Below are 21,856 nucleotides of genomic sequence, written 5' to 3'. Positions count from 1 at the left end.
TTAAATTCCCTAAAACTCTTAAATTGAAATGCATCTTGGTCTAACTTCCTCTTGAAATTAATATTTTTGATAAATAAAAAGCCATGCCTTGTTATGAAATAACAATCCATGACTATTGAATACTAATCAATTTTTAAAATAAGCTTTTAGCGCATCAACCTTATCCAAACGCTCCCATGGCAAGTCCAATTCTGGACGGCCAAAGTGACCATAAGCGGCGGTTGCTTCATAACGCGGTTGGCGCAGATCCAACTCTTCAATGATCCCGGCCGGCCGTAGTTCAAACAAATCACGAATGGCCGTAACTAACTGTGTATCGGTAACCCGACCGGTCCCAAATGTATTAACATCAATCGAAACTGGTGCTGCCACACCGATGGCATAAGCAACTTGAATTTCAACGCGCTCAGCTAATTCAGCTGCAACAATATTCTTGGCAATATGTCGCGTAGCATAAGCTGCACTCCGATCCACCTTGGTCGCATCCTTTCCTGAAAAAGCACCACCACCATGACGAGCATAGCCACCATAGGTATCTACAATAATTTTCCGACCAGTCATCCCCGCATCACCCTTAGGACCCCAATGACGAAACGACCCGTCGGATTAATGTAATAACGGGTTTTTTCATCAACTAAAGCAGCGGGCAAGATCTCATCAATAATAGCCGTTTTAACTTCCGACCGTAGTTGCTCTAGACTGACACTGGCACGGTGTTGCGTTGACAAAACCACAGCATCAATTCGCTTAGCTTGATCATTTTCATCTAACTCAACCGTCACCTGAGCTTTAGCATCTGGCAACAAGTATGGTAAGGTTTTAGCCCGTCGGATTTCCGCTTGTTTTTTCACCAAAGCATGCGATAAGACTACCGACAAAGGTAAGTATTGGTCAGTCTCATTGGTGGCATACCCAAACATCAAACCTTGATCACCTGCTCCAATTTGGTCCAATGGATCAACACCTCCGGCCTCACGCTGTTCCAAAGCTGAATCAACCCCTTGGGCAATGTCGGGTGATTGTTCATCAATCGTTAAAGCGACGTGAATATCATCTGCTAAAAAGCCAGCATCCGGATCATCATAACCAATCCGCTTGAGCGTTTGCCTAACAATCTGGTTCATATTTACATATGCACTTGTTGACACTTCACCAAATATATTAACAAAACCAGTGGTTACCGCAGTTTCGATGGCCGTACGTGCCATTGGATCTGCTTTTAAAATTGCATCTAAAATTGCATCTGAAATTTGGTCAGAAACCTTATCGGGATGACCTTCTGAAACTGATTCTGAGGTAAAGAGACGTTTTTCAACCATTATAAAACTCCTTTAATATAGCAGACTCCCTTGGAGCCCAATTTTTAATCAATTAAAAAATGACATACGATAAGCGCATGTCATTTTAACGATCATTACGCCCATCTGCTAGAAGTTACCACATCGCCCATTACGGGTACGTTGGCGTCAGATCATCGGGTCTAGTCCCTCCCTGAACTCTTGATAGGAATGTTATTTTTAACTGTTATCTTACATTTTACACGATCAACCAAATTTAACAAGTCTTTTTAACCCAGGGATTATTCAACACGACCATCATCACTTTAAGCTTGACTCTCCAAAACTAAACCTTCAAAAAAATGTCGCAAAGAAGTTTTACCATGTTCAGACCGCTTGCCCTGCAAATATTGCATTTCTTCATGAACATTTTTATATTCAAATAAAATATTCCCGTAATTAATTAATAATTCATTTTCAAAATCATCAAGACAGAGATGTGCTAAATTAGTTAGTCCCACTTTCAGTGCACGCCGAATCCGTTGAAAAATAATTCTTTTTTCATGTTCATCAATTTGATAATCAACCGCAAAATCAATTTCTTTAAAATGCAATTGTTGCTCCAACATGATCTCAGCAATAAATAAAATATCAGATGCACCAGTTTCTGTAGAGATACCCAGCAAATTTAAGATAGAGCGAATTTTGGCTTGTTGATTCTTTTGTACAACTCCTTGCGCCATGGACTCTTCCACTACGGCACTTTGATCACCAATCAACTTTTGAATGTGCTTTAATTTTTGCTCCATTTGAAGGTTTTGAACAACCTTTTCGAGCACCGTTTTCACCTCAACGACATTAATTGGTTTATCGATGAAAAATTCAATTCCTCCTCGATATGCCTCTTCCCGTAAATGTGGTGAACGAACTTGCGAAATCATTACCACTCGTAAATTTGGTTGTATTCCTTTTAATTTTTTCACCAAATCGATCCCTGACATTTCGGCCATCAATAAATCCACTAATAAAATATCCACATCTAACGCCAACCATTGATCCAACGCCGCTTGGGCGGAGTGAGCAGTCCCGACCACGGTAAAGTCAAAATTTTGTTCGATAATTTGTTGTAGGACCAATGGTACTGCGACATCGTCATCTACGATATAGAAATTCATTGCGCCTCATCCTCCAATTGACCTTGTAAAAGGTGCACCGTAACAGTGGTTCCTTCCTTAGGGACCGACTGAACCATAATTTGACCTTTGAATTGCTCTTCAACGATTTGTTTCGTGTGATACAATCCAATTCCCCGGTATACATCGCCGGTTTGAACATTATATTTAGTCGTGAATCCCGGTTGAAAAATTGCGGCTTGTACTGCCGTAGTCATCCCCATACCATTATCCGCTATTTCTAATATAATTTCATTATTTTGCCGACTAATATTGATTTGTAAACGCCCAAATTTTTGGTCAGCCATCGCCTCAAGCCCATTTAATAATAAATTAGATAAAATCGTTACCAAAACATAGTGTTTAGCAACCATCACATCAACTTCATTTTGAACTTGCACCACAATATTTAAATGTTGTTCTTTGATCGTTGTCCGTAGATCGGACAACACAATCCGCAAAATTTCCGTTAAGTGCATCGCTTGCATTTGACCCAGATCAAACTGTCCCCCTAACCCGGTAATCACATTGCGATAATTTTTTTTAATTTCATGCACATCGCGGGCAATTTCTAATGCTCTTTGACTCGCTGCCGGATTCTCTTCCTTCAAAGTTTGATTTAAGACATAAGCATTCTGCATAATACGTTCAATTTCAGCCACATTTTTTTGCATAAAATAAACTTCGTTTTTTACAGCAGCAGCGACTAGCACAAATTGGTAATATTGTTTCTCATGTTGTTCTTTACGCATCATCAGATTTAAATAATGATAACCAAAGGCAAAAACACAACTTAAAATAGTACGTATCAGCGCCACAATAAACAAAAGTTGAAAAAATCGATAATCGGCAAAATCACCATGATTCATGATCGCAATTTCAAAGAGATTTGCCCCATAATCACACAGGACGATCGTACAGAAAAACGTTAAATTATTCCAACCGCCTCGCCGCCAATAGAGCCAGTAATATAAAACTCCATAGCAAATATAAAAACCAATATCTGAGAGTGTCAACGTACCAATTTGCCCTGAGTGACTCAACCAAAGAAGTAACCCGCGAAAAATTGGTGAAGCCAAAGCAACAACTCCAACCAATCGCAGGGGATTTAAATCCGTATTAAAATAAAGAAAAACTGGCAAAAGAAGCGGCGAAAGAGCTACAATAAAACCCGGTGTCAAAATTTCAAAATTAACTTGCGAAGCCAAGGCAACACACATGGCTACCACTAAAATTCTTTGCCAACGACCAAACCGATTCATTCTTAATCCCATGATAAAACCTTCCCTATTATCTCATTTTTGAAACTTTTTGAAACTTAATGAAACCGCTTACTTATAATACCATTGTAAATAAGAAATCATCCACTATACAAGTATCTGATTCCCAAATAAGATTGTTCATTTACATATTGCATTTTTCAAGGCCCTGATTTCTTAATTTTACAAATTTATCCATAAAGGTATAGGTGAATTCGTATGACTGGTCTTAAAAAACGCGCCCATTTTCATTTGAAAATGCCAGGTGCTTTCGTAATTCTTTTTGCATTAACCATTCTGGCCGTTCTTGCAACTTGGTTCGTTCCGGCCGGAAGCTATTCTAAATTATCATATGATCAACCAAGTAAACAGCTTAAGGTCAATGTCCCCGATGGACCGACTAAAAAACTCCCCGCCACACAAGATTCCCTAAAGGAATTAGGCGTTAAAATTGATATCAAACAATTTACCAGTGGCGGTATCACCCAAGAAATCTCAGTTCCAGGAACTTATCAACGGCTCAAGCAACGTCCCGCTAGTGTGAGTGCGATTCCAAATAGTATGGTCCGTGGAACAATTGAAGCGGTTGATATCATGGTCTTCATCTTCGTCTTAGGCGGCTTAATTGGGGTCGTAAAAGCGAGTGGCGCCTTTGAATCTGGTTTGATGGCCTTGACTAAGAAAACCAAAGGGCATGAATTTATGCTGATTTTCTTAGTAGCAATTCTAATGGTCTTAGGTGGAACTTTATGTGGAATTGAAGAAGAAGCGGTCGCCTTTTATCCAATTTTGGTTCCCGTCTTTATCGCCATGGGCTATGATTCGATCGTCAGTGTCGGGGCAATCTTCCTAGCTAGTTCCGTGGGAACGGCTTTCTCAACCATCAATCCATTCTCGGTTGTCATCGCTTCGAATGCAGCCGGAATTAATTTCACCCAGGGAATTGCTTGGCGAATCGTTGGTTGTGCTGTTGCGGCTTGTTTCGTAATTGCTTATCTCTACTGGTACAGTAAAAAAGTTAAAGCAGATCCCAGTTTCTCATACGCTTATGAAGATCGCACTCAATTTGAAAAAATGTGGTCGATTACTGGTGAAAATGGTGGTATTGCCCGCATTTTTGATTTCCGTCAAAAGTTAATTTTGATTCTCTTCGTCATAACTTTCCCTCTAATGGTTTGGGGAGTAATGTCACAAGGTTGGTGGTTCCCAACCATGGCTGCTTCTTTTCTAACCTTTGCCATCTTCATTATGTTTCTAACTGCAACTGGACCTAATGGAATTGGTGAAAAAGGGGTTGTTGATGCATTTGTAGCAGGTTCATCTAGCTTGGTCGGAGTTTCCCTCATTATTGGGTTAGCGCGTGGAATCAATATTGTCTTAAACGAAGGAATGATTTCAGATACCATGTTGCAGTTCTCATCTTCATTGGTCACGCACATGAGCGGTCCCTTCTTCATTCTGGTTATGCTTTTAATCTTCTTCGTCTTAGGATTCATTGTTCCATCATCATCAGGATTAGCAGTCCTTTCAATGCCAATTATGGCTCCCTTGGCCGACACCGTCGACATTCCACGATTCGTCGTCGTGACTGCTTACCAATTCGGACAATACGCAATGCTCTTCCTTGCTCCAACAGGCTTAGTCATGGCAACCCTTCAGATGTTAGATATGAAGTATTCTCACTGGCTCAAATTCGTTTGGCCGGTTGTCGCTTTCGTACTCGGCTTTGGAGCAATCATCTTAGTCGCTGAAGTTCTTATTTATTCATAACATCATCGTTGTTCTAAAAAATGTTTCGCTACTTTCTACTAGCGAAACTTTTTTTGTATCGTTCAATATCTGACAATTACTAAGTCAACTTAATCTTAACTAGGTCAACCATTCAGTAACTTAACTCCATTTGAGCATCATCACTATTTTATATTTGGCAACATCTACTTCTAAAAAAAAACGTTAAATTGTTCAATTTAAACAATTTAACGTTTTATATTATTAATTCTTTAAGAACGCCGTAACCGCTGCAGCAATCACAATTAAGATCAACCCAATCGCAATAACTAACCATTCTTTATTTGTCTTCTTAGTGTGCATTACAAGAATTCCTGAGATTGTGGCTCCCACAATTGAAACTTGTGAAAGAACAAATCCAGTTGCCAAACCAAGCATTGCTGGTTGGGCAGACACCAAGTAACCTAATGCGGCCATTGCAAAGAAGAAACCAGAGAAGATTTGCTTGTAAGTTGTGCTTTGTTGGAAGATGTTATTGTGGTTCTTAGCAACTTCGTAGATTCCAAGAATCAATCCGAAGGCAGCCATTCCCATTGCTTGGGCCAAGAACATGTGCATTCCATCAGTTCCATGCGTATATTGTGGAAGAATTCCGTACAATGAGTACCCAACTTGAGCAATCAACAAAACTCCAACCGCTTTCATCAATAATTGCATGTTTCCTGCGGACTTCTTTTCTTGGTAAGTAGTCATGTAAGCTCCCACCAAGATTACAACAACGGCAATAAATCCGTAAACCTTTGATGAGACAGGACCCCAGTTACCAAGCATGATAACACCCCAAACAACGTTCGCAGTGATTTGGAAAGCCGTTGAAATTGGCATTGCCTTCGCTGAGCCCAAGACATTACCGTCTTGATCCTTCATTCCAAAAGCCATAATTGTCAAAACATTTCCAAAAGCCCACGCAGCTCCTGAGAAGAAGGCCAACCAGAAGTTAGCACCCTGCAACATAGGCATTTGCATTACTAATGAAAGTACAATCGCCACGATAAACGTTCCCCAAGTGGCTCCAAAGATTCCTTGCACCGGCTTACCACCAAAGTAAGAAACCAAAGTTGGATACGCACTCCAACCGATAATCGCTAATAGCGAGAAAAACAATCCTAACATATTCATTTTTTCATCATCCTATTCTGATTTATTAAATTGTAAAAAGTTCAAAATTAAAGAAGCCACACCCTAAATGAGTTCAAGATCCCTGCAAAATTGGGATAATCAATTCATCGATGCCCGCTTCTTAATCTAAAAAATATTAATATATATATTACTTAATTGCTTCACCAGCAAAATCAACGTTTGATTCCAAAACAATATTTGAGAATGGCGTGATTTCACCTGTGCGAACCGTCGCGATATTGTTATCATCACGACTCATAGCTTTAAGCTCGTCATGTGAGATGAAGACAACTTCAACATCATCATCTAACAATGCTTGAATAGCAGCAAATTGTTCTGGGTTTTCAGTCTTGATTTCTTCAGCTAAGTAAGCCTTTTGAATCTTCATTTCTGAAAGTGTTGCAGCTAAAACATCAATAAACAAAGGAAGTCCACGAACAACTGAAAGGTCAATCTTTCGACCGTCATCCTTAACTGGAAGTCCTGAATCACCAATAGTTAACCATTGAGTGTGTCCAATTTCTGAAATTGCATTTGATAATTTTGTATTTAAAAGATTTGTCTTACGCATAATTTATCTCCTATGTTGAGTCAAAAATTACTTGTGAGCATCCAAAACAGCCAAAACTTCAGCTTCAGTTGGGATACTTGGTTGTGCTCCGGCACGTGAAACCGTCAAAGATGACGCAGCTGAACCGTAACGCATTGCCTCAGCTAAGTTATCCAAGTTTGCGTTCAAACGTGTAGCAGTTGCTCCGATAAATGTATCTCCGGCTGCAGTAGTATCAACGGCCTTAACCTTAAAGGCAGGGACAATTCCCTCAGTTCCGTTATCACGCATGAAGAATGATCCTTCTGATCCAATGGTGATAATTACAGTATCAATTCCACGTTCAAAGTAGTAAGCCGCATTGTGCAACATTGAATGTTCATCAGTTACTTCAATCCCAGTCAACAAGAATGTCTCGTGTTCATTAGGTGCAATGATATCCGTCAATTCCAATAATTCAGCTGGTAAACCACCCACTTCAGGCATTGGAGCGGGGTTTAAAATTGTCTTAACACCATTTTCATGCGCGATTTTGAATCCTTCAATAACTGTTTCCATTGGAGTTTCCAATTGAGCAATCACGAAATCTGATTCAGCAATGGCTGCTTCATGCGCACGGACATCAGCTGCCGTCATATCTGCATTAGCTCCACCGTAAATATGAATGATATTATCACCAGTTTCAGCAGAAACCGTGATATATGCTTGTCCAGTTTCTTCAGTTTCAGAAACCATAACATGTTCAGTATTTAAGTTGGCAACATTCATGCTCTTGGCGGTGTCAAATTCCTTACCCACCTTAGTAATCATGTTAGTTTTAACTCCTGAGCGCGCTACAGCGACGGCTTGGTTCAAACCTTTTCCACCCATTGCTTCAACTTGATGGTTTGGAGTGTGAAGTGTTTCTCCACTAGTTCCAAAACGGGGTACTGAAACAACTTTGTCAATGTTAGTTGATCCTAAAACAGTAATAATCTTTGCCATTAAATTATCCTTCATTTCTTTATTTTTTTGATGACCACCTGCACGCGCCCGAGCCGATTAAATTAGATTAAATCGACAGCAATGTGAAGCGACTTTCAATAACCATAGTATAATATATCATTTTTCTTTTGTAAACGTTTTCTGAATGTTTTTTTCAAATGTTGCATTCAATGTATGTTAAACGTTTTATCAAATTTAGTTAAACGTTTTATTTGGAATCGTTTGCTGTATGTTTTTTAATATACTTTATATATACATTATCATATTAATGGTTTATACAAGCAATTTTGATTATTTTTATATTTTTTTTGAAAATTTAATCAAATTAGGTAATCATGAAAATCACTTACATTAACACAAACTTTTCTGAATTAAAACGACGATAATTTTGAAATAAAGCCAGCCTTATAACTTTTGTATTGTATTTCACATTTTTTAAATTTATATAAAAAAAGAGACCGTCAACGACGATCTACTTACGTTATATATTTAAATTAATTAGCGCCAAAGTCCAAAGATCAATAACAATACAGCTGCAAAGGCAAAATTTACCAACATAAAGACCTTAAGGAAGGTCCAAGAAAATTTTGGATCCAACTGTCGGAAAACCCGATAACCAATCAAGTTGGCCATTGAAGCAAAAATTGATCCATATCCCCCAATATTTGACCCAATAAATAAATCATAAGCATGATCAGTAAAAGTTGAAATCAAAATGGTTGAGGGAAGATTAGAAATGAATTGACTTAAGAAGAACGTTCCAAACATAACATGAGTCTTCGTATCAAACAACGTTTCAATCATATGTTTAACCCCATCTAAGTGGGCGAGATTATTCGTTGCAATAAAGAAGAAGATAAACGTAGCCAAAAGTCCAAAATCAACTAATTTGAACATTTTAGGATTATATAGAAAAAACGCAATCAAAATGAGTGGAACCACGACATTGAACGGTGTCCAACCAAAAATGGTAATAATCAAAATAATTCCAGTGAATGTTAAAAAACCTAGCCGTCCCCGGTGAATTTTCTCTGGTTTTGGTAAATCGATTTGTAAGGGTGTACTACGCACAAAACGCGTAATTATGAACATTAAGGCTAAGGTTGCTAACGTTAGTGACGCCGACCATTCAAAGAATTGAATCACATTGATCTTATAATGAACAAACATGTATAAATTCTGCGATTTACCAAAAGGAAACAGAATCGCACCAGAATTGGCCGCCATAATAACTAACGTTGAACCAACGACTTTTAACCGAGTCGTCAATTGATCCGCTAGTCTTAAATAGATTGGTAGGATTGTTAAGATCGCGATGTCATTGGATAATAACATGGCCCCAAAAAAAGATAAGATGGTAACACTCGTCATTAACGTTCGTGCGTGATGACTGCGGTTCACTAACCAAACCGCGACAGTATGTAGAATTCCAGCTTTCTCTAAAAAGCCGACCCAAATCATCATGGTCATTAAACTAAAAACAGTATGCCAATTGACCGCCCCAATATCGGGACGAACCAGAAAAGATGTAATCACAGCTAACATCATACTAGCCGTAAACATTACATCCTCTTTCAAGTATGTAAAGATACGATTAATCATTAAGATGCTTCTCTTTCTCCATCACTGTGCCATATGCGTTTGCTAATCGAATTATTTGGTACGCTTTTGCAGCCATTAATGCTGTTAGTCCTGTTGCAAGAATCATTACAGGAATACTAGCCACTGCGATACTTTCCGTTGTAATTGAACGGTCCGCATGCGTTTGATGTGTCATACCACAATCTCCTTAACTTATAAAACTCAACCTTTCTATTATCTGAAATTTACTATTATTTATCAAACGCTAAACTGTAACATTTCCAACTTGGAATTATAACTAATCTTTTTTTTATGAACTATATTTTTTGTAAACCGCTTTAAAAGGCCCATGTCATCATCAAATGCGAACATTTTAAGTCTAAAACCATTTTAAAGTTAATATTTCGTTGTAATAATCTTTACAAATATCTTTGACGTTTTATTTTTTACATGTTAATCGTTTTAAACATTGATCTTAAAACAAAAAGGGATCGCACCTTTGAGCACCATCCCTTTTGTTTATTTATTTATTTGTTTAAAAATTCATCATAATCTGAAACCAACAGCATTTCACTTTCAATGTCTTCAGTCACTTGACTCATCCGAGGCATCTTTTCATAAAAGCGATTATCCGTACTATCGTCATTTGTAGATGAAACTTCAAATAACATCACTTTTCCTAACCCAGGCTTAGCTTGCCATTGATGATAAATTCGTGGCGTAAGTGTAATACTTTGCCCTGGTAGAAGTTCAATGATACTACCCGCAGTAAATGTTTTTAGAACTCCATCCATTACCACATGAACCTGATGCGTTTGATCTAACGCTTCTTGTGGTGTGGCATTATATAGTTTGATTTGAAGCACACCTCCACCACGGTTAATAATATCCTCCGTTTTCTCCCAATGAAAATGCAGCGGTAAAATTTGACCGTCCTCAACTAGTAGCATTTTTTCAGCATAAGGTTTGGGATATTTGTCTGGCTGATTAAAATTTCCATTCCGCATCGTCAGAGCGGTTAACCCGTAATTGAAAAAGTCGCCCTTATCAAAATCTGTTACATCCCAACCCAATCGATTGTCAATAATTTCATCAATTTGATGATTCTGGGATAAATTTTTGAAAATCATTTTATCCCAATCAGCAAACGGTGGCAATGGGACCTGCAAATTCTGTGCGAATTGCTTGGCCTCTATAATTATAGTTGCAATTTCAGAACGTTTCATCAGCTGCCTCCTCTAATAACTTTCGTAGCTGTTCAATCCTTGCCGCTTCTTGAGCTGGACTAATCACTTTAATTGAGCCGGGATTATTGGTAAATGCTTCCCCAAAGCCGGCTTCAGATTTCTTTTTGGGAACCATGTGGACATGTAAATGTGAAACTAGATCACCATAAATACCATAATTAATTTTATCGGCCCAAAAAACATCCATTAGAACCTGCGCAACTATACTGACGTCTTTAAAAAAGGCATTTCTTTGCCCATCTGTCAGTTCAAACATTTCATCAACATGCCAATTTAAAGCGACAATCACCCGCCCAGCATAGGTTTGATCATGATTTAAATAAACAGTTGAGACTGATAATGAGGTAATGGCTGTCATTTTACTATCTTGCTCTGCATTGTGCTCACAATAAAAACATCCCACTCGCATTGGCATCTCAGTCATCGGCTATTCCTCATATTGATCCATGGTTGCCAAAGCATGACTGTTAGCTTCATCATAACGTCCATCATCGTGAGTAACATCCGCGTCAATCATAATATGAATAACATCTCCACGCGTTTGATTTCTTAAGGCAAAGGCCTTATCAATCTGCGACAAGGGAAAAATATTGGTAACAGTTCGCTCTGTATTAATCAAACCATTGACCACCATATCACGCCCTTCGCGGAACAACCGATGGTTATCAACGTCGCGCTTCGGTTCGGTCGTGAAAATATCGACCCGCCGGCGATGCATCTTAAAGAAGTCCATGGGCTTGGTCGTCTTACCGATTCCACCATACATCACAATGCGACCATTTTGAGCTGTCGCATCCAAAGCATCAATGACAGCATCACCCTCCAATAGAGCGGGGATGACAACATCAAAGCCATCTGGGAAATCTTTACCCACAATATCCATTGTTGGCGTATCTTTATTTGGAATCTGATAAGTTTTTGTAGCTCCAAATTCACGTGCAATGGCCAACTTATCTTCAAAGAGATCAGTTACAACCAGGTTCTTTGGGCTGTATAGTTTGGCAAACTGGGTTAGTTGCAGTCCACTGACCCCCTGCCCGGTAATTAACACATTCTTCGCTTGACTAATTTCACCACGTTCCATTCCAGTCAGAATTGTTGGAGTAATCTCAACCAATGATCCATGCATCAATTCAAAATCGTCGGGAAGTTTGACTGCTGAAAACGGATCAACTGTAACATATTCGGCAAACGCACCCCAAACATATCGCAAGGCAACTTGATCCCCCACTTCAAAACCAACGACATGCTTACCAACTTCATCAATCACTCCGGCCACTTCATGGCCTAATCGCATCGGATAAGTTAAAAATTCAGGTGAACGGACACCACGATAAACCTCCAAATCACTACCACAAATTCCAACCCACTTCACAGCAACCCGAATTTGATAATCATCAGCATGCGGAATTTCGGCATATTTAATATCAATCTTACCGATCTCTTCCATCACCGCCACTTGTTGTGTCCCTGCCGCTTGTTCATCAACCCACTTCATATCTGGAACTACCATTTTACGTACCATTATTTTATTCCTCCATTATTATCTTGTTCCTTCAAAAACATCGTCATTAATCCTGCCAAAATCAAAGAAACCGCTAAAAAGACTACCCCTGACATCTGGGTTCCCGTGATATCATTTAAAGCCCCTACCGTGTAAGGACCAACGAAACCACCTAAATTACCTAAAGCATTAATAATCCCTAACCCTACCGCTGCAATTCGCGGATCGAGTTGTGTTGAAATGGCCCAATATGGGCCCGACCATGCATAGACACCCAACGTCCCAAAAATAATAAAAATAAACGCAATCAAGGGTGTCGCCTGAAAAATACTAACTGCGATCAACGATAACCCTGCTAATACGGTCGCTCCCACCAGAAAAATCTTTCTTTTTTGCAATTTATCCGATATTTTAGCTGTGACCACTAATGAAACTGCCCCTAATAAATACGGAATAGCCGTTAATAATCCAACCTGTATATCCGATGCATTCTGAATTAAGGATGCGATGATTTTAGGCAAGAAAAAGGTTATCCCATAGAGACCCACCACATAAAAGACATTCATTAAGGTTACAATCCAAACTTTCCGATTTTTAAACGCGGCCTTAAAGGATGATTCAATAACCCCATGACTGGTACTATTTTTTAATTTATCCGCATCTAAGGCTTGAACTAAACTCTGCCGCTCTTTTATCGTTAACCACTTAGCTTGGCTCGGATCATCATCTAAATATTTAAATGTAATCAACCCTAAGACAATAGCTGGTAACCCCACGATGACAAAAAGCCACCGCCAACCGGCTAGTCCAATAAAGTTATGAACATAATCAATAATCGTCATTGCTACCGGGGCACCAATAGCATTAGCTAATGGGGGCGCGACCATAAACATCGCCACTGCTGCGGCTCGATGCACACTAACAAACCAATAAGTCGTAATCAAGGTCATTCCCGGAAAGAGAGCTGCCTCAAAAACTCCCAACAGAAAGCGTAAAATCACTAACATGGTTGCCGAATGTACGAACCCGGTAGCAACCGTCACAGCTCCCCATAACAATAGAATGATCCCAATCCATTTTCTAGCTCCGACTTTCTCCAATAACATATTCCCCGGCACACCAAATAGAAAATAACCAATGAAGAAAATTCCAGCAACAAAGCCATAAAAAGTACTAGTTAAGCCCAGTTCGGCATCCATACCTCCAAGGGATGCGTATGTTATACTACTGCGATCTAAAAAGGCAACAAAATAGATAATGAACAAAAAAGGTAATAATCGATATCTAACTTTACGTTCAATTCCAGGATCTAAATTATCCATAACACTCCTCCAATTACTTGATATAAACTGATTTACAAGATAAAATTATAGGGTAATGTTAGCGCTTTCATTTGTTGCTTTTAGACTGTTTTTTTGCTTTTTTTGGAGAATAGCTATGAATATTTACTGTTCAGCCATCAAAAAATATAAAAATAAAATGGTGATTCCTATCCACAAACATAAGTTCCATCAAATTCTATTTGTCAAAAGTGGTCTCCACGAATTTATGATTGATGGGACAACCTATCATGCGAATAAAAATACTTTGCTTGGTATCCCTAAAAATTGTGAACACACCTACACTTGTTTAGAGAAAGGGAATATTCTTGATTTCAAGTTAAACATTGCCAGCTCAGACACGGTGATGTTTAATACTTTTTTCATGGAAAAAATTAATGACGGACTCGATTTAACGCTCCTCAATCAAATTTATGAAAATCTGTTAAACAATCGCTACCATGCCGACCAAGAAATCATTTTCATCAAGTCAATTGATTTACTTTTAACCTTGATCAAACAAAAAAACACCAATATTCCGGTGCTTCCGCTAGATATTGAAGTCAATAATGATATCTCAACAAATATTATTAATTATTTTGAAACCCATTTTTTAGATAATCCCAGCATGTCCGAAATTGCGCAACATTTTAATATTTCAGTGCACGAAATTGATAAAATTTTTTTACAAGATTTTGGCCTATCTCCAAAATCCTTACTACAAAATATTCGATTAGAATATGCTCGCGAACAGCTTCACCAAGCTACTTCAATTTCCTACATTGCAAATAGCATCGATATGACTCTCTCGCACTTTTCTCGGACCTTTAAAGCCAAGTATGGTCTCTCACCGAAACAGTATCAACAAAATTACTTGGCCAATCGCAATATTCAAATCACATTTAACACTGAGTTTGACATTTCATCCGAGCCCAAAGTCGTAAAAAAATAGTTCTGTATCTTCATCTTCGCTATTTTTCAGATTTCATCAAGTTCGGGTATTAATCTCAACTGTTGGCTGGTTTTAGAAAATACTTTTTAAGGAGCATCTTCAATGAGAAAAATAGTCTTTTACGGCGCCGTTAGTTTAGACGGTTATCTAGCCGACCCCGCAGACGGATTAGAATGGTTATTTCAAACTGATTTAAAGGGACAATCTACCTATGAAGCCTTTGAAGTCAAGGTTGATACATTTGTTATGGGGCGTAAAACGTACCAAGAAACTCAAAAACATCTAAAAAATGCGGAATTATATCCAGGAAAAGATAAAATCGTTTTTTCACATCAGGTTCTATCTGACGCCGCAGATACGACTTTTGTATCAGGTGATCCTATCAAGATCTTTCACGAATTACAACGAACCAATGGCGGCTTGATTTGGATTATTGGTGGTGGATCAATCGTCAAACCCCTCTTAGAACAGGAGATGCTTGATGAAATTTGGTTACAAATTGCTCCTGTCTTACTCGGTGCAGGCAAGCGTCTATTTGAACCCGGTGATTATGCTCAACGTTTTGCATTATTAGGTACCCAAACGATGGGAGAATTAACAGAATTACATCTGAAGAAAAAGTAACTAATCACACACTCGGCTAACCTTAGCATGCACTCTGTAAGAACCTTGAAGCCTAAAATGAACTTTTAGCTCCCAGAATATTATTTACAGACTTGGCATAAATTTAAAAAGCATCTCTAATGAGATGCTTTTTAAAGCGCGCACTTATAATTTAATGACCAGCCCCAAAGGTATTCACTAAGACCACGCCCACTACGATTAGTGCAGTTCCGATCATCGTTGGACAATTAATCGTATTGTGAAAGATGAAAACCGAGATTAGTGTTACTAGGACAATCCCAGCCCCACTCCAAATCGCATAGACGACATTAACCGGTAAAGTTTTAACCACGATTGATAAACTATAAAAAGCGGTCCCATAAGCCATCAAGGTAATGATCGTTGGATATAATTTGGTAAATCCATCTGTAAACTTTAAAAAAATAGTTCCTGCCAATTCGGCACCAATTGCCAGAATTAATAATAAATATTGCATGTTTCATCCCCTCTGATTTTTGATTTTAACGGTTTTAAATCAAAAAGCCCTCACCAAAGGGGCTCCCAAGCAATATAAAAAAATACGTATGGTTCCATTCCACTTCGACCTCAGAGCTAGCGTAGGTTTTAAAAATTCCATTTTCTGTTGTTCCAATCAAGTTCATAAACACTTCGGGTCTATGATGGATCGACATAAATTAAATTAACTATACTGTTTAATAATATATAACGCCCTATCGAGTTAATTCATAACTTTCTTTAATAATATTTTTAAGCTCAGTCAATGTTAATTCTGTGTTATTAATGGCAATTGTCGACCAATATTTTTTATTCATATGATAGCCTGGCTCGACCCCCTTTAACATGCGTAAACTCTCACTATGTTCAGGTAAAAGCTTCACGTTCATTAGCAGTTCTTCATCTTTGACATAGACCATCGCCAAAATCTTATCATTTTTTTGATGCTTTAAAACGGACCATTTAATAGTGGAGTTCACACCTGGTTTATTAAATGGATAAGATAAATATGCATCTGTCTCAACTTCAATTAGCTTGATCAATTGTTTTTCATTCATTAAAAATACCTCTATCGCGAACTAGTCGTCTTATCTCGATTATTTGCCTATTTATGTATTATCGCCGCCGAACACTAATTGCTAATCTAGTCAATTGTTCATGTCTTATTATGATCTATTTAGATTTAAACGATTGCTAGTTTCTCCACCATCGAATGTTTAAATATTTCATATCTGAATTGTTAACCTAGGTATATTGTAAATTAAAATTCCACGTAACTGTTGAATTTTCAAAAAAATTTTGTCCAAAGTTTGGAAATCAACATAAGAAAAGAGCTCCATCCACATGTGAAGCTCTTTAATTCCGACCTTGAAGTGGCAAGCCATTCCTCGTCAGCTAAGACCCACCAAAAAAGTAAACCGCGCTTAATTTGATCTACATGCGTCCCAACTTATTACTGCTATTCGCCAGAAAAACATCCATATTCGATAATCGAACGATTTCAAAGACGAGATAAAGAATTAATCCAATCAACAAGTAGGTACAAAAAACTTGGTTAACGCCTTGACGAAAGCCATGATAACCAGACCAAACCAAGAAATTGGTCATCAACAATATCAACCAATGCTTCAAATTAGGATGGACGCCAACTAAAATAATCGCAAAAACTCCGGCTATATTGAAATATGTTTCATGTTGGGCGGGTAAAAACAACCAACATAACATGGGTGATGCGACTAACAGATATAGTAGAGCTTCATTTTGTTGACTCAATTTCGGAATTAGATAGATCATCAGATAAAGGCCTAAGAAGATGAGCGCCAAGACAGCGATTCCAGCTAATTGCATCTCAACTTTTTGGGCATGATTTAAATTCGGGAACCAAACCCATGATCCACCATCAATTAATTTAAGAATTCCAAAATCACGTTTACTCAAACCACCACTTCGCGTCATAATGTTACCAAACATCGCCATGAAGGGGTGTTCACCTAAAATAATGGCAGGCAAGGCGCAAATCGCCATTCCAATTACCGTCATGAGCGGGCTTAAACGAGCCCATAAACTCATTTTCTTAAAATCACGTAGATAAAAGAATGCAAGAAACGGGGTAACATAAATGCCCATTGCTTTAAATGAAACTGCGACGCCCACCCAAAACCAACTTAACCAGTGTTTTTGTTTAAAAACAGCGACAATAGCTAAGATACTAAATAAAAAGAAAGAGCTGTCCGGTAAATTGGTCTTAAATATATCACCCAAGAAGACGGGGCTGAACAAAACTAAAGTATATGCCAAAACATCATTCCAAACTTTATCCCCAATAATGACACGCATGAGGACAGCCATCGCCCATGCTGATAAAAAGGTGAAGATCCCCGCTAGGATTTTAATACACCAAACCGTTGGTAACGCTGAATAAACGCCCAATTTGCATAAAACAACAATGGTAAAGTACCAAATGGGACCATAATTACCATTAATGTCATGATTTATATTTAAAATCCCATGGAAGCCATGACCGTTCAAATATTCCCACCATGGAATCTGGAAAGCATTCAAATCTGAATGTGGTGATAATGGATACAAATTTCTCTGTGCAAACATGACGATTAACCATAAAAATGTAACAATTCCAAAAATCATTTTCTTATTAATTCGCATTTGTTTTCTAAATGTCTATAATTTAAACATAATTTTAGACATTTCCCCCTTTATATTTCAAGTTAGAAATAAAATTACCAATATTAATTCGCTGACTCAATCATCGTTTTATTCAACGATTTACCGGGTCGAATTCATTACTTTTGAACACATTGTATTCTACATGATTCAATCTTGTTATACTAGACGTATTATGATTAATAAAACCAAAATATATCTTTCTAAAAATTATTTCATTTTAATAATATTTATTTTAGCAATTTTCCTTCGTGTTTTTCACTTTGGGACCATTCCAGGCGGACTAACCACCGATGAAGCAATGACTGGATATAATGCTTGGACACTAGCTAACTTTCAAACCGATATGTGGGGGCATCACTATCCGTTTTATTTGAAAGCTTGGGGGAGTGGTATGAATGCCCTTTATGAATATTTAATGTTGCCCATTCTTAAAATATGGACTTTAAATATTTATTCTGAACGAGCCGTTTCATTAATAACCAGTCTGATCTTGCTCCCCATTTTCTACTTATTTTTAAAAAAAATCTGGAACCAAAAAGTAGCAACAACTGGTTTGCTTTTGTTGGCGATCAATCCTTGGGCCATCATGATTGCCCGTCAAGGTTTGGAATCAAATATTCTACCTTGTATCTTATTGATCGCTTTCACCTGTTTTGTCTACCAACACTACTATTGGGCAGCCGCTTTTTTCGCCTTGTCAATCTATGCGTATTCAAGTGTCCTTCTCGCCCTTCCCTTAATCTTAGGGGTATTATATCTTTGGTCTCTTTACCAGCAACAAATGACCTGGTTTCAGGCTTTTAAATCAGCCGGAATCTTTCTACTAATTGCTTTACCAATGATCCTATGGTTTGCCGTTAACTCATTTAATATGTCCGCTTTTGATTTAGGTTTCTTTTCCGTTGAAAGATTCACGATGATCCGTAAAACATTAGGCGGGAATCCAGCACAAAATTGGTTATTACTGGGGACCCAATTTGATGGTCTTTGGCAAAATGCAACCCCAATTTCAGCCATCACCTACATCGTTAATTTGTTTTTTGCTTTTATCGGCCTGCTGATGGCTGTGAAAATGCGACAATGGGTACTGGGCGCTTGGGGGAGTGGTATTATTGCATTAACTTTTTCAGTACAAGGAAATATTAATCGTTATAATTTAGCTTGGTTGGCTATTCTAGCTCTGACAGCACTGGGTTTAAGCAAGACTTGGCAATGGCTTAGCCAACACTCTAATTGGCTATTTCAATGGCTGAAAATATTAATAATCGTAATCCTCACGCTGCCGAATCTCTTATTTCTCAAACAATATTTCACAACATTTAATAACACCCCTGCCATTCAAAAAGTCTATAATCAAGGCTTTGAGGCAGCCCTACACAAAGCAAAGCAGCAGCATGGACCTATTAATATTATTCAACCAGGCAATCAACGATACTCCCTGGTCTTATTCTATGACCGACCGACCCCAAAAGAATTTATCAGCACAGTAAAATTCGCCCCCGAGAAACATGAATTTTTACATATTACTCAATTTACAAACTACACTTTCACTAAACAGCCGATTATAAATCAACAGACTACGGTTATTACTCCTAATTACGCTCATCTAAAGTTATCAAACGAACATTACACCTCAAATAAATTTGGTATTTATACCGTTTATCAGCCAAAATAATCATCATATGATTTCATAAATTAACCGCGATTTGTTTCCAATAATGTATCAATGCATCATTTTGAACACCTTAGGATTAAATCTTTACAATTTTTCAATTAGCTCTGATGGTCTACTCTAACAAGAAAATAATATCACTATATTAATTCAGGATAATTTTATCCAGCAAAAAACCGTTACACAAGCAGCAGCTTATATAACGGTTTTTAGTTTACCTTTTGCAAGGTAATCAAGCCTAAATGAAATTACTTAACAGTAACTTCGGCTCCAGTTTCTTCCAACTTAGCCTTCAATTCGTTAGCTTCGTCTTCTGAAAGACCTTCCTTGATAACTGAAGGTGCGTTGTCTACAAGACCCTTAGCATCCTTCAATCCCAAACCAGTAATTTCACGAACAGCCTTGATTACTTGAACCTTAGCGTTACCTGCTGAAGTCAATTCAACATCGAATTCAGTTTGAGCAGCGGCGTCACCACCAGCAGCACCAGCAGCGGCAACAGGGGCAGCAGCTGAAACACCAAATTCTTCTTCGATAGCTGAAACCAAGTCAGCCAAGTCCATGATCGTTGCTTCCTTCAATGAAGCGATGATTGAATCCTTATCAAAAGCCATGATAATAATCTCCTTTAATTTTAGCCATAATGGCAAATTTATTGTAATTGTATACAGAAATGGTTAAATAGGTTTTTAACCATACCTTGAAAGCCTTATGCTTCTGCCTTCGCGTCTGACACAGCCTTAACGGCATAAGCGACGTTACGAACAGGTGCTTGCAATGTTGACAACAACATTGAAAGCAATCCATCGCGGTCTGGCAAAGCGGCATACTTGTTAATGTCTTCGACACTAGCAATGTTTCCGTCAACCACACCACCCTTGATTTCAAGGGCTTCGATTTCATCAGCATACTTCTTCAAGATCCGGGCTGGAGCGATTGCATCTTCGTTTGAAAATGCAACAGCTGAAGGACCGGCAAACAAGTCGTTCAAGGCTGACAAGTCAGCAGCTTCGGCGGCACGCGTCAAAACTTTGTTCTTGATAACCTTCAACTCAACGCCTTCCTCACGTAATGACTTACGTAAGTTATTAGATTGTTCAACTGTCAATCCACGGACGTCAACCACAACAGAAGTCGTTGCATCTTTAAACTTTGATGCAATTTCTTCTACTTTTTGGGCTTTAACAGCAATTGTTGCTTCACTCATGATATTTGATTCCTCCTATATTAGATTTGATTCTAACTAAGAACCCCCAACACATAGTGCCGGGGGTTCAAATTTGCTTTCGCTCATTTTCACTTCCTCGGCAGGTTATTAAGGCCATAGGCCACCGGCGTCTTAGGTAGAATCGATTTAATTCATTAGACAATATACCAGATAACTCTGGGAAGTGTCAATAAACGTCTACAACTTTTTAATTACAATGAAGTAACATCTAAGTTAATAGCAGGTCCAAATGTAGAAGCGATTGATACGTGTTGTACATAAGTTCCCTTAACAGCAGATGGGCGCGCTTTGATAACAACGTCAGAAATTGACTTGATATTTCCAGCAAGCTTATCAGCATCAAATGAAACCTTACCAACAGGAACTGCAACGTTTCCGTCACGATCAGTCCGGTAAGTAACCTTTCCAGCTTTAGACTCTTCAACGGCCTTAGCCACTTCAAAGGTAACTGTTCCAGTCTTAGGGTTAGGCATCAATCCCTTAGGTCCAAGCACACGTCCAACACGTCCAACTTGAGCCATCATATCAGGTGTAGCAATGGCAACGTCAAAGTCCAACCATCCATCAGCAATGCGCTTAACTAAGTCAGCACCACCAACGACGTCGGCTCCAGCAGCCTCAGCTTCTTTTGCCTTGTCTCCTTGAGCGAAGACAACAACTGTTTGATCCTTACCAGTTCCGTTAGGCAAAACTACTGCCCCACGCAATTGTTGGTCAGCTTGACGTGTATCCACATTCAAGTTGAATGAGATTTCAACAGTTGAATCAAACTTGGCGAAGTCAATTTCCTTCACCAATGCAGCAGCTTCATCCAAGTTGTATAACTTTTCAGCTTCAACTTTTTCTGCGGCTGCTAAATACTTTTTTCCATACTTCTTAGCCATGGTAGCTATTCCTCCTT

General features: G+C 38.4%; 21 protein-coding genes, 1 pseudogene, 1 riboswitch and 1 other annotated feature. Of the genes and pseudogenes, 4 read left to right on the top strand and 18 right to left on the bottom strand.

Going from position 1 to position 21,856, the window contains the following annotated elements:
* Positions 1-126: 126 nt before the first annotated feature.
* From metK to G7084_RS01790, 3 genes and pseudogenes are all read right to left on the bottom strand, one after another.
* Positions 127-1,319, bottom strand: a pseudogene (metK, locus tag G7084_RS01800) (methionine adenosyltransferase).
* Between the two features lie 98 nt (positions 1,320-1,417).
* A riboswitch (SAM riboswitch) is annotated at positions 1,418-1,509 on the bottom strand.
* Positions 1,510-1,603: 94 nt separating this feature from the next.
* Positions 1,604-2,452 carry a DNA-binding domain-containing protein gene (locus tag G7084_RS01795; RefSeq protein ID WP_166009502.1) on the bottom strand — a complete coding sequence of 283 codons (849 nt, stop codon included), beginning with the start codon at positions 2,450-2,452 and terminating at the stop codon, positions 1,604-1,606.
* On the bottom strand, positions 2,449-3,723 hold the full coding sequence (locus tag G7084_RS01790; RefSeq protein WP_166009500.1) for an ATP-binding protein: 1,275 nt from the start codon (positions 3,721-3,723) through the stop codon (positions 2,449-2,451). The genes G7084_RS01795 and G7084_RS01790 overlap by 4 nt, the downstream gene beginning before the upstream one ends.
* A 204-nt stretch (positions 3,724-3,927) precedes the next feature.
* On the opposite strand from G7084_RS01790, the gene G7084_RS01785 reads away from it, so the two are divergent.
* Complete coding sequence (locus tag G7084_RS01785) at positions 3,928-5,478, top strand: YfcC family protein (RefSeq protein WP_166009498.1); 1,551 nt, start codon at positions 3,928-3,930, stop codon at positions 5,476-5,478.
* Between the two features lie 222 nt (positions 5,479-5,700).
* Here G7084_RS01785 and G7084_RS01780 read toward each other — a convergent pair whose 3' ends face one another.
* The 9 genes from G7084_RS01780 to G7084_RS01740 form a co-directional block, all read right to left on the bottom strand.
* The gene (locus tag G7084_RS01780; protein ID WP_166009496.1) at positions 5,701-6,615 is read right to left on the bottom strand and encodes a GRP family sugar transporter; all 915 of its coding nucleotides are present in this window, start codon (positions 6,613-6,615) and stop codon (positions 5,701-5,703) included.
* 148 nt (positions 6,616-6,763) lie between these two features.
* A complete protein-coding gene (gene rbsD, locus G7084_RS01775) occupies positions 6,764-7,186 on the bottom strand; it encodes a D-ribose pyranase (RefSeq protein ID WP_166009494.1) in 423 nt (140 codons plus the stop codon).
* A gap of 27 nt (positions 7,187-7,213) precedes the next feature.
* The gene (gene rbsK, locus G7084_RS01770) at positions 7,214-8,149 is read right to left on the bottom strand and encodes a ribokinase (protein ID WP_166009493.1); all 936 of its coding nucleotides are present in this window, start codon (positions 8,147-8,149) and stop codon (positions 7,214-7,216) included.
* Positions 8,150-8,647: 498 nt separating this feature from the next.
* A complete protein-coding gene (locus G7084_RS01765; RefSeq protein ID WP_166009491.1) occupies positions 8,648-9,751 on the bottom strand; it encodes an SLC13 family permease in 1,104 nt (367 codons plus the stop codon).
* Positions 9,744-9,926, bottom strand: a complete 183-nt coding sequence (locus tag G7084_RS01760; protein ID WP_166009489.1) for a hypothetical protein — start codon at positions 9,924-9,926, stop codon at positions 9,744-9,746. Before G7084_RS01760 ends, G7084_RS01765 begins: the two co-directional genes overlap by 8 nt.
* 331 nt (positions 9,927-10,257) lie before the next feature.
* Positions 10,258-10,956, bottom strand: coding sequence for a D-lyxose/D-mannose family sugar isomerase (locus G7084_RS01755; RefSeq protein ID WP_166009487.1), 699 nt, complete (start codon positions 10,954-10,956; stop codon positions 10,258-10,260).
* Entirely contained in the window at positions 10,943-11,401 is a 459-nt protein-coding gene (locus G7084_RS01750) for an HIT family protein (RefSeq protein WP_166009485.1), read from the bottom strand. Before G7084_RS01750 ends, G7084_RS01755 begins: the two co-directional genes overlap by 14 nt.
* A 3-nt stretch (positions 11,402-11,404) precedes the next feature.
* Positions 11,405-12,502: a zinc-dependent alcohol dehydrogenase gene (locus G7084_RS01745; protein WP_166009483.1), complete on the bottom strand. Its 1,098-nt coding sequence runs from the start codon at positions 12,500-12,502 to the stop codon at positions 11,405-11,407.
* The gene (locus tag G7084_RS01740; protein ID WP_166009481.1) at positions 12,502-13,803 is read right to left on the bottom strand and encodes an MFS transporter; all 1,302 of its coding nucleotides are present in this window, start codon (positions 13,801-13,803) and stop codon (positions 12,502-12,504) included. The genes G7084_RS01745 and G7084_RS01740 overlap by 1 nt, the downstream gene beginning before the upstream one ends.
* Before the next feature lie 55 nt (positions 13,804-13,858).
* Here G7084_RS01740 and G7084_RS01735 point away from each other — a divergent pair, with 55 nt between their 5' ends.
* The gene (locus G7084_RS01735; RefSeq protein ID WP_246163837.1) at positions 13,859-14,752 is read left to right on the top strand and encodes an AraC family transcriptional regulator; all 894 of its coding nucleotides are present in this window, start codon (positions 13,859-13,861) and stop codon (positions 14,750-14,752) included.
* Positions 14,753-14,854: 102 nt separating this feature from the next.
* Positions 14,855-15,376 (top strand): dihydrofolate reductase family protein, encoded by a 522-nt coding sequence (locus G7084_RS01730; RefSeq protein WP_166009479.1) that lies wholly within the window; start codon positions 14,855-14,857, stop codon positions 15,374-15,376.
* Between the two features lie 151 nt (positions 15,377-15,527).
* On the opposite strand, the gene G7084_RS01725 is transcribed toward G7084_RS01730, so the two are convergent.
* From G7084_RS01725 to G7084_RS01715, 3 genes are all read right to left on the bottom strand, one after another.
* Positions 15,528-15,851: a DMT family transporter gene (locus G7084_RS01725; protein ID WP_166009477.1), complete on the bottom strand. Its 324-nt coding sequence runs from the start codon at positions 15,849-15,851 to the stop codon at positions 15,528-15,530.
* A gap of 235 nt (positions 15,852-16,086) precedes the next feature.
* A complete protein-coding gene (locus G7084_RS01720) occupies positions 16,087-16,428 on the bottom strand; it encodes an MmcQ/YjbR family DNA-binding protein (protein WP_166009475.1) in 342 nt (113 codons plus the stop codon).
* Positions 16,429-16,804: 376 nt separating this feature from the next.
* Positions 16,805-18,034, bottom strand: a complete 1,230-nt coding sequence (locus G7084_RS01715; protein WP_166009473.1) for a hypothetical protein — start codon at positions 18,032-18,034, stop codon at positions 16,805-16,807.
* Positions 18,035-18,353: 319 nt separating this feature from the next.
* On the opposite strand from G7084_RS01715, the gene G7084_RS01710 reads away from it, so the two are divergent.
* The gene (locus tag G7084_RS01710) at positions 18,354-19,730 is read left to right on the top strand and encodes an ArnT family glycosyltransferase (RefSeq protein WP_206212045.1); all 1,377 of its coding nucleotides are present in this window, start codon (positions 18,354-18,356) and stop codon (positions 19,728-19,730) included.
* Between the two features lie 245 nt (positions 19,731-19,975).
* Here G7084_RS01710 and rplL read toward each other — a convergent pair whose 3' ends face one another.
* From rplL to rplA, 3 genes are all read right to left on the bottom strand, one after another.
* On the bottom strand, positions 19,976-20,341 hold the full coding sequence (rplL, locus tag G7084_RS01705) for a 50S ribosomal protein L7/L12 (RefSeq protein WP_166009469.1): 366 nt from the start codon (positions 20,339-20,341) through the stop codon (positions 19,976-19,978).
* Positions 20,342-20,436: 95 nt separating this feature from the next.
* Positions 20,437-20,934, bottom strand: a complete 498-nt coding sequence (gene rplJ / locus G7084_RS01700; RefSeq protein WP_166009467.1) for a 50S ribosomal protein L10 — start codon at positions 20,932-20,934, stop codon at positions 20,437-20,439.
* Positions 20,935-20,962: 28 nt separating this feature from the next.
* Positions 20,963-21,089: a sequence feature (ribosomal protein L10 leader region), on the bottom strand.
* A 57-nt stretch (positions 21,090-21,146) separates the two neighbouring features.
* Positions 21,147-21,839: a 50S ribosomal protein L1 gene (gene rplA / locus G7084_RS01695; protein WP_166009465.1), complete on the bottom strand. Its 693-nt coding sequence runs from the start codon at positions 21,837-21,839 to the stop codon at positions 21,147-21,149.
* Between the last annotated feature and the right edge of the window lie 17 nt (positions 21,840-21,856).

The sequence above is a fragment of the Weissella coleopterorum genome (assembly GCF_011304355.1).
GTDB lineage: Bacteria > Bacillota > Bacilli > Lactobacillales > Lactobacillaceae > Weissella > Weissella coleopterorum.
This window is presented reverse-complemented; position numbering and strand designations above follow the sequence as displayed.

Bases quoted from the DNA above. Each gene is read 5' to 3' on its own strand.
- G7084_RS01795 (WP_166009502.1), bottom strand. From the start codon at position 2,452: ATGAATTTCTATATCGTAGATGACGATGTCGCAGTACCATTGGTCCTA.
- G7084_RS01790 (WP_166009500.1), bottom strand. From the start codon at position 3,723: ATGGGATTAAGAATGAATCGGTTTGGTCGTTGGCAAAGAATTTTAGTG.
- G7084_RS01785 (WP_166009498.1), top strand. From the start codon at position 3,928: ATGACTGGTCTTAAAAAACGCGCCCATTTTCATTTGAAAATGCCAGGT.
- G7084_RS01780 (WP_166009496.1), bottom strand. From the start codon at position 6,615: ATGAATATGTTAGGATTGTTTTTCTCGCTATTAGCGATTATCGGTTGG.
- rbsD (WP_166009494.1), bottom strand. From the start codon at position 7,186: ATGCGTAAGACAAATCTTTTAAATACAAAATTATCAAATGCAATTTCA.
- rbsK (WP_166009493.1), bottom strand. From the start codon at position 8,149: ATGGCAAAGATTATTACTGTTTTAGGATCAACTAACATTGACAAAGTT.
- G7084_RS01765 (WP_166009491.1), bottom strand. From the start codon at position 9,751: ATGATTAATCGTATCTTTACATACTTGAAAGAGGATGTAATGTTTACG.
- G7084_RS01760 (WP_166009489.1), bottom strand. From the start codon at position 9,926: ATGACACATCAAACGCATGCGGACCGTTCAATTACAACGGAAAGTATC.
- G7084_RS01755 (WP_166009487.1), bottom strand. From the start codon at position 10,956: ATGAAACGTTCTGAAATTGCAACTATAATTATAGAGGCCAAGCAATTC.
- G7084_RS01750 (WP_166009485.1), bottom strand. From the start codon at position 11,401: ATGACTGAGATGCCAATGCGAGTGGGATGTTTTTATTGTGAGCACAAT.
- G7084_RS01745 (WP_166009483.1), bottom strand. From the start codon at position 12,502: ATGGTACGTAAAATGGTAGTTCCAGATATGAAGTGGGTTGATGAACAA.
- G7084_RS01740 (WP_166009481.1), bottom strand. From the start codon at position 13,803: ATGGATAATTTAGATCCTGGAATTGAACGTAAAGTTAGATATCGATTA.
- G7084_RS01735 (WP_246163837.1), top strand. From the start codon at position 13,859: ATGTTAGCGCTTTCATTTGTTGCTTTTAGACTGTTTTTTTGCTTTTTT.
- G7084_RS01730 (WP_166009479.1), top strand. From the start codon at position 14,855: ATGAGAAAAATAGTCTTTTACGGCGCCGTTAGTTTAGACGGTTATCTA.
- G7084_RS01725 (WP_166009477.1), bottom strand. From the start codon at position 15,851: ATGCAATATTTATTATTAATTCTGGCAATTGGTGCCGAATTGGCAGGA.
- G7084_RS01720 (WP_166009475.1), bottom strand. From the start codon at position 16,428: ATGAATGAAAAACAATTGATCAAGCTAATTGAAGTTGAGACAGATGCA.
- G7084_RS01715 (WP_166009473.1), bottom strand. From the start codon at position 18,034: ATGCGAATTAATAAGAAAATGATTTTTGGAATTGTTACATTTTTATGG.
- G7084_RS01710 (WP_206212045.1), top strand. From the start codon at position 18,354: ATGACTGGATATAATGCTTGGACACTAGCTAACTTTCAAACCGATATG.
- rplL (WP_166009469.1), bottom strand. From the start codon at position 20,341: ATGGCTTTTGATAAGGATTCAATCATCGCTTCATTGAAGGAAGCAACG.
- rplJ (WP_166009467.1), bottom strand. From the start codon at position 20,934: ATGAGTGAAGCAACAATTGCTGTTAAAGCCCAAAAAGTAGAAGAAATT.
- rplA (WP_166009465.1), bottom strand. From the start codon at position 21,839: ATGGCTAAGAAGTATGGAAAAAAGTATTTAGCAGCCGCAGAAAAAGTT.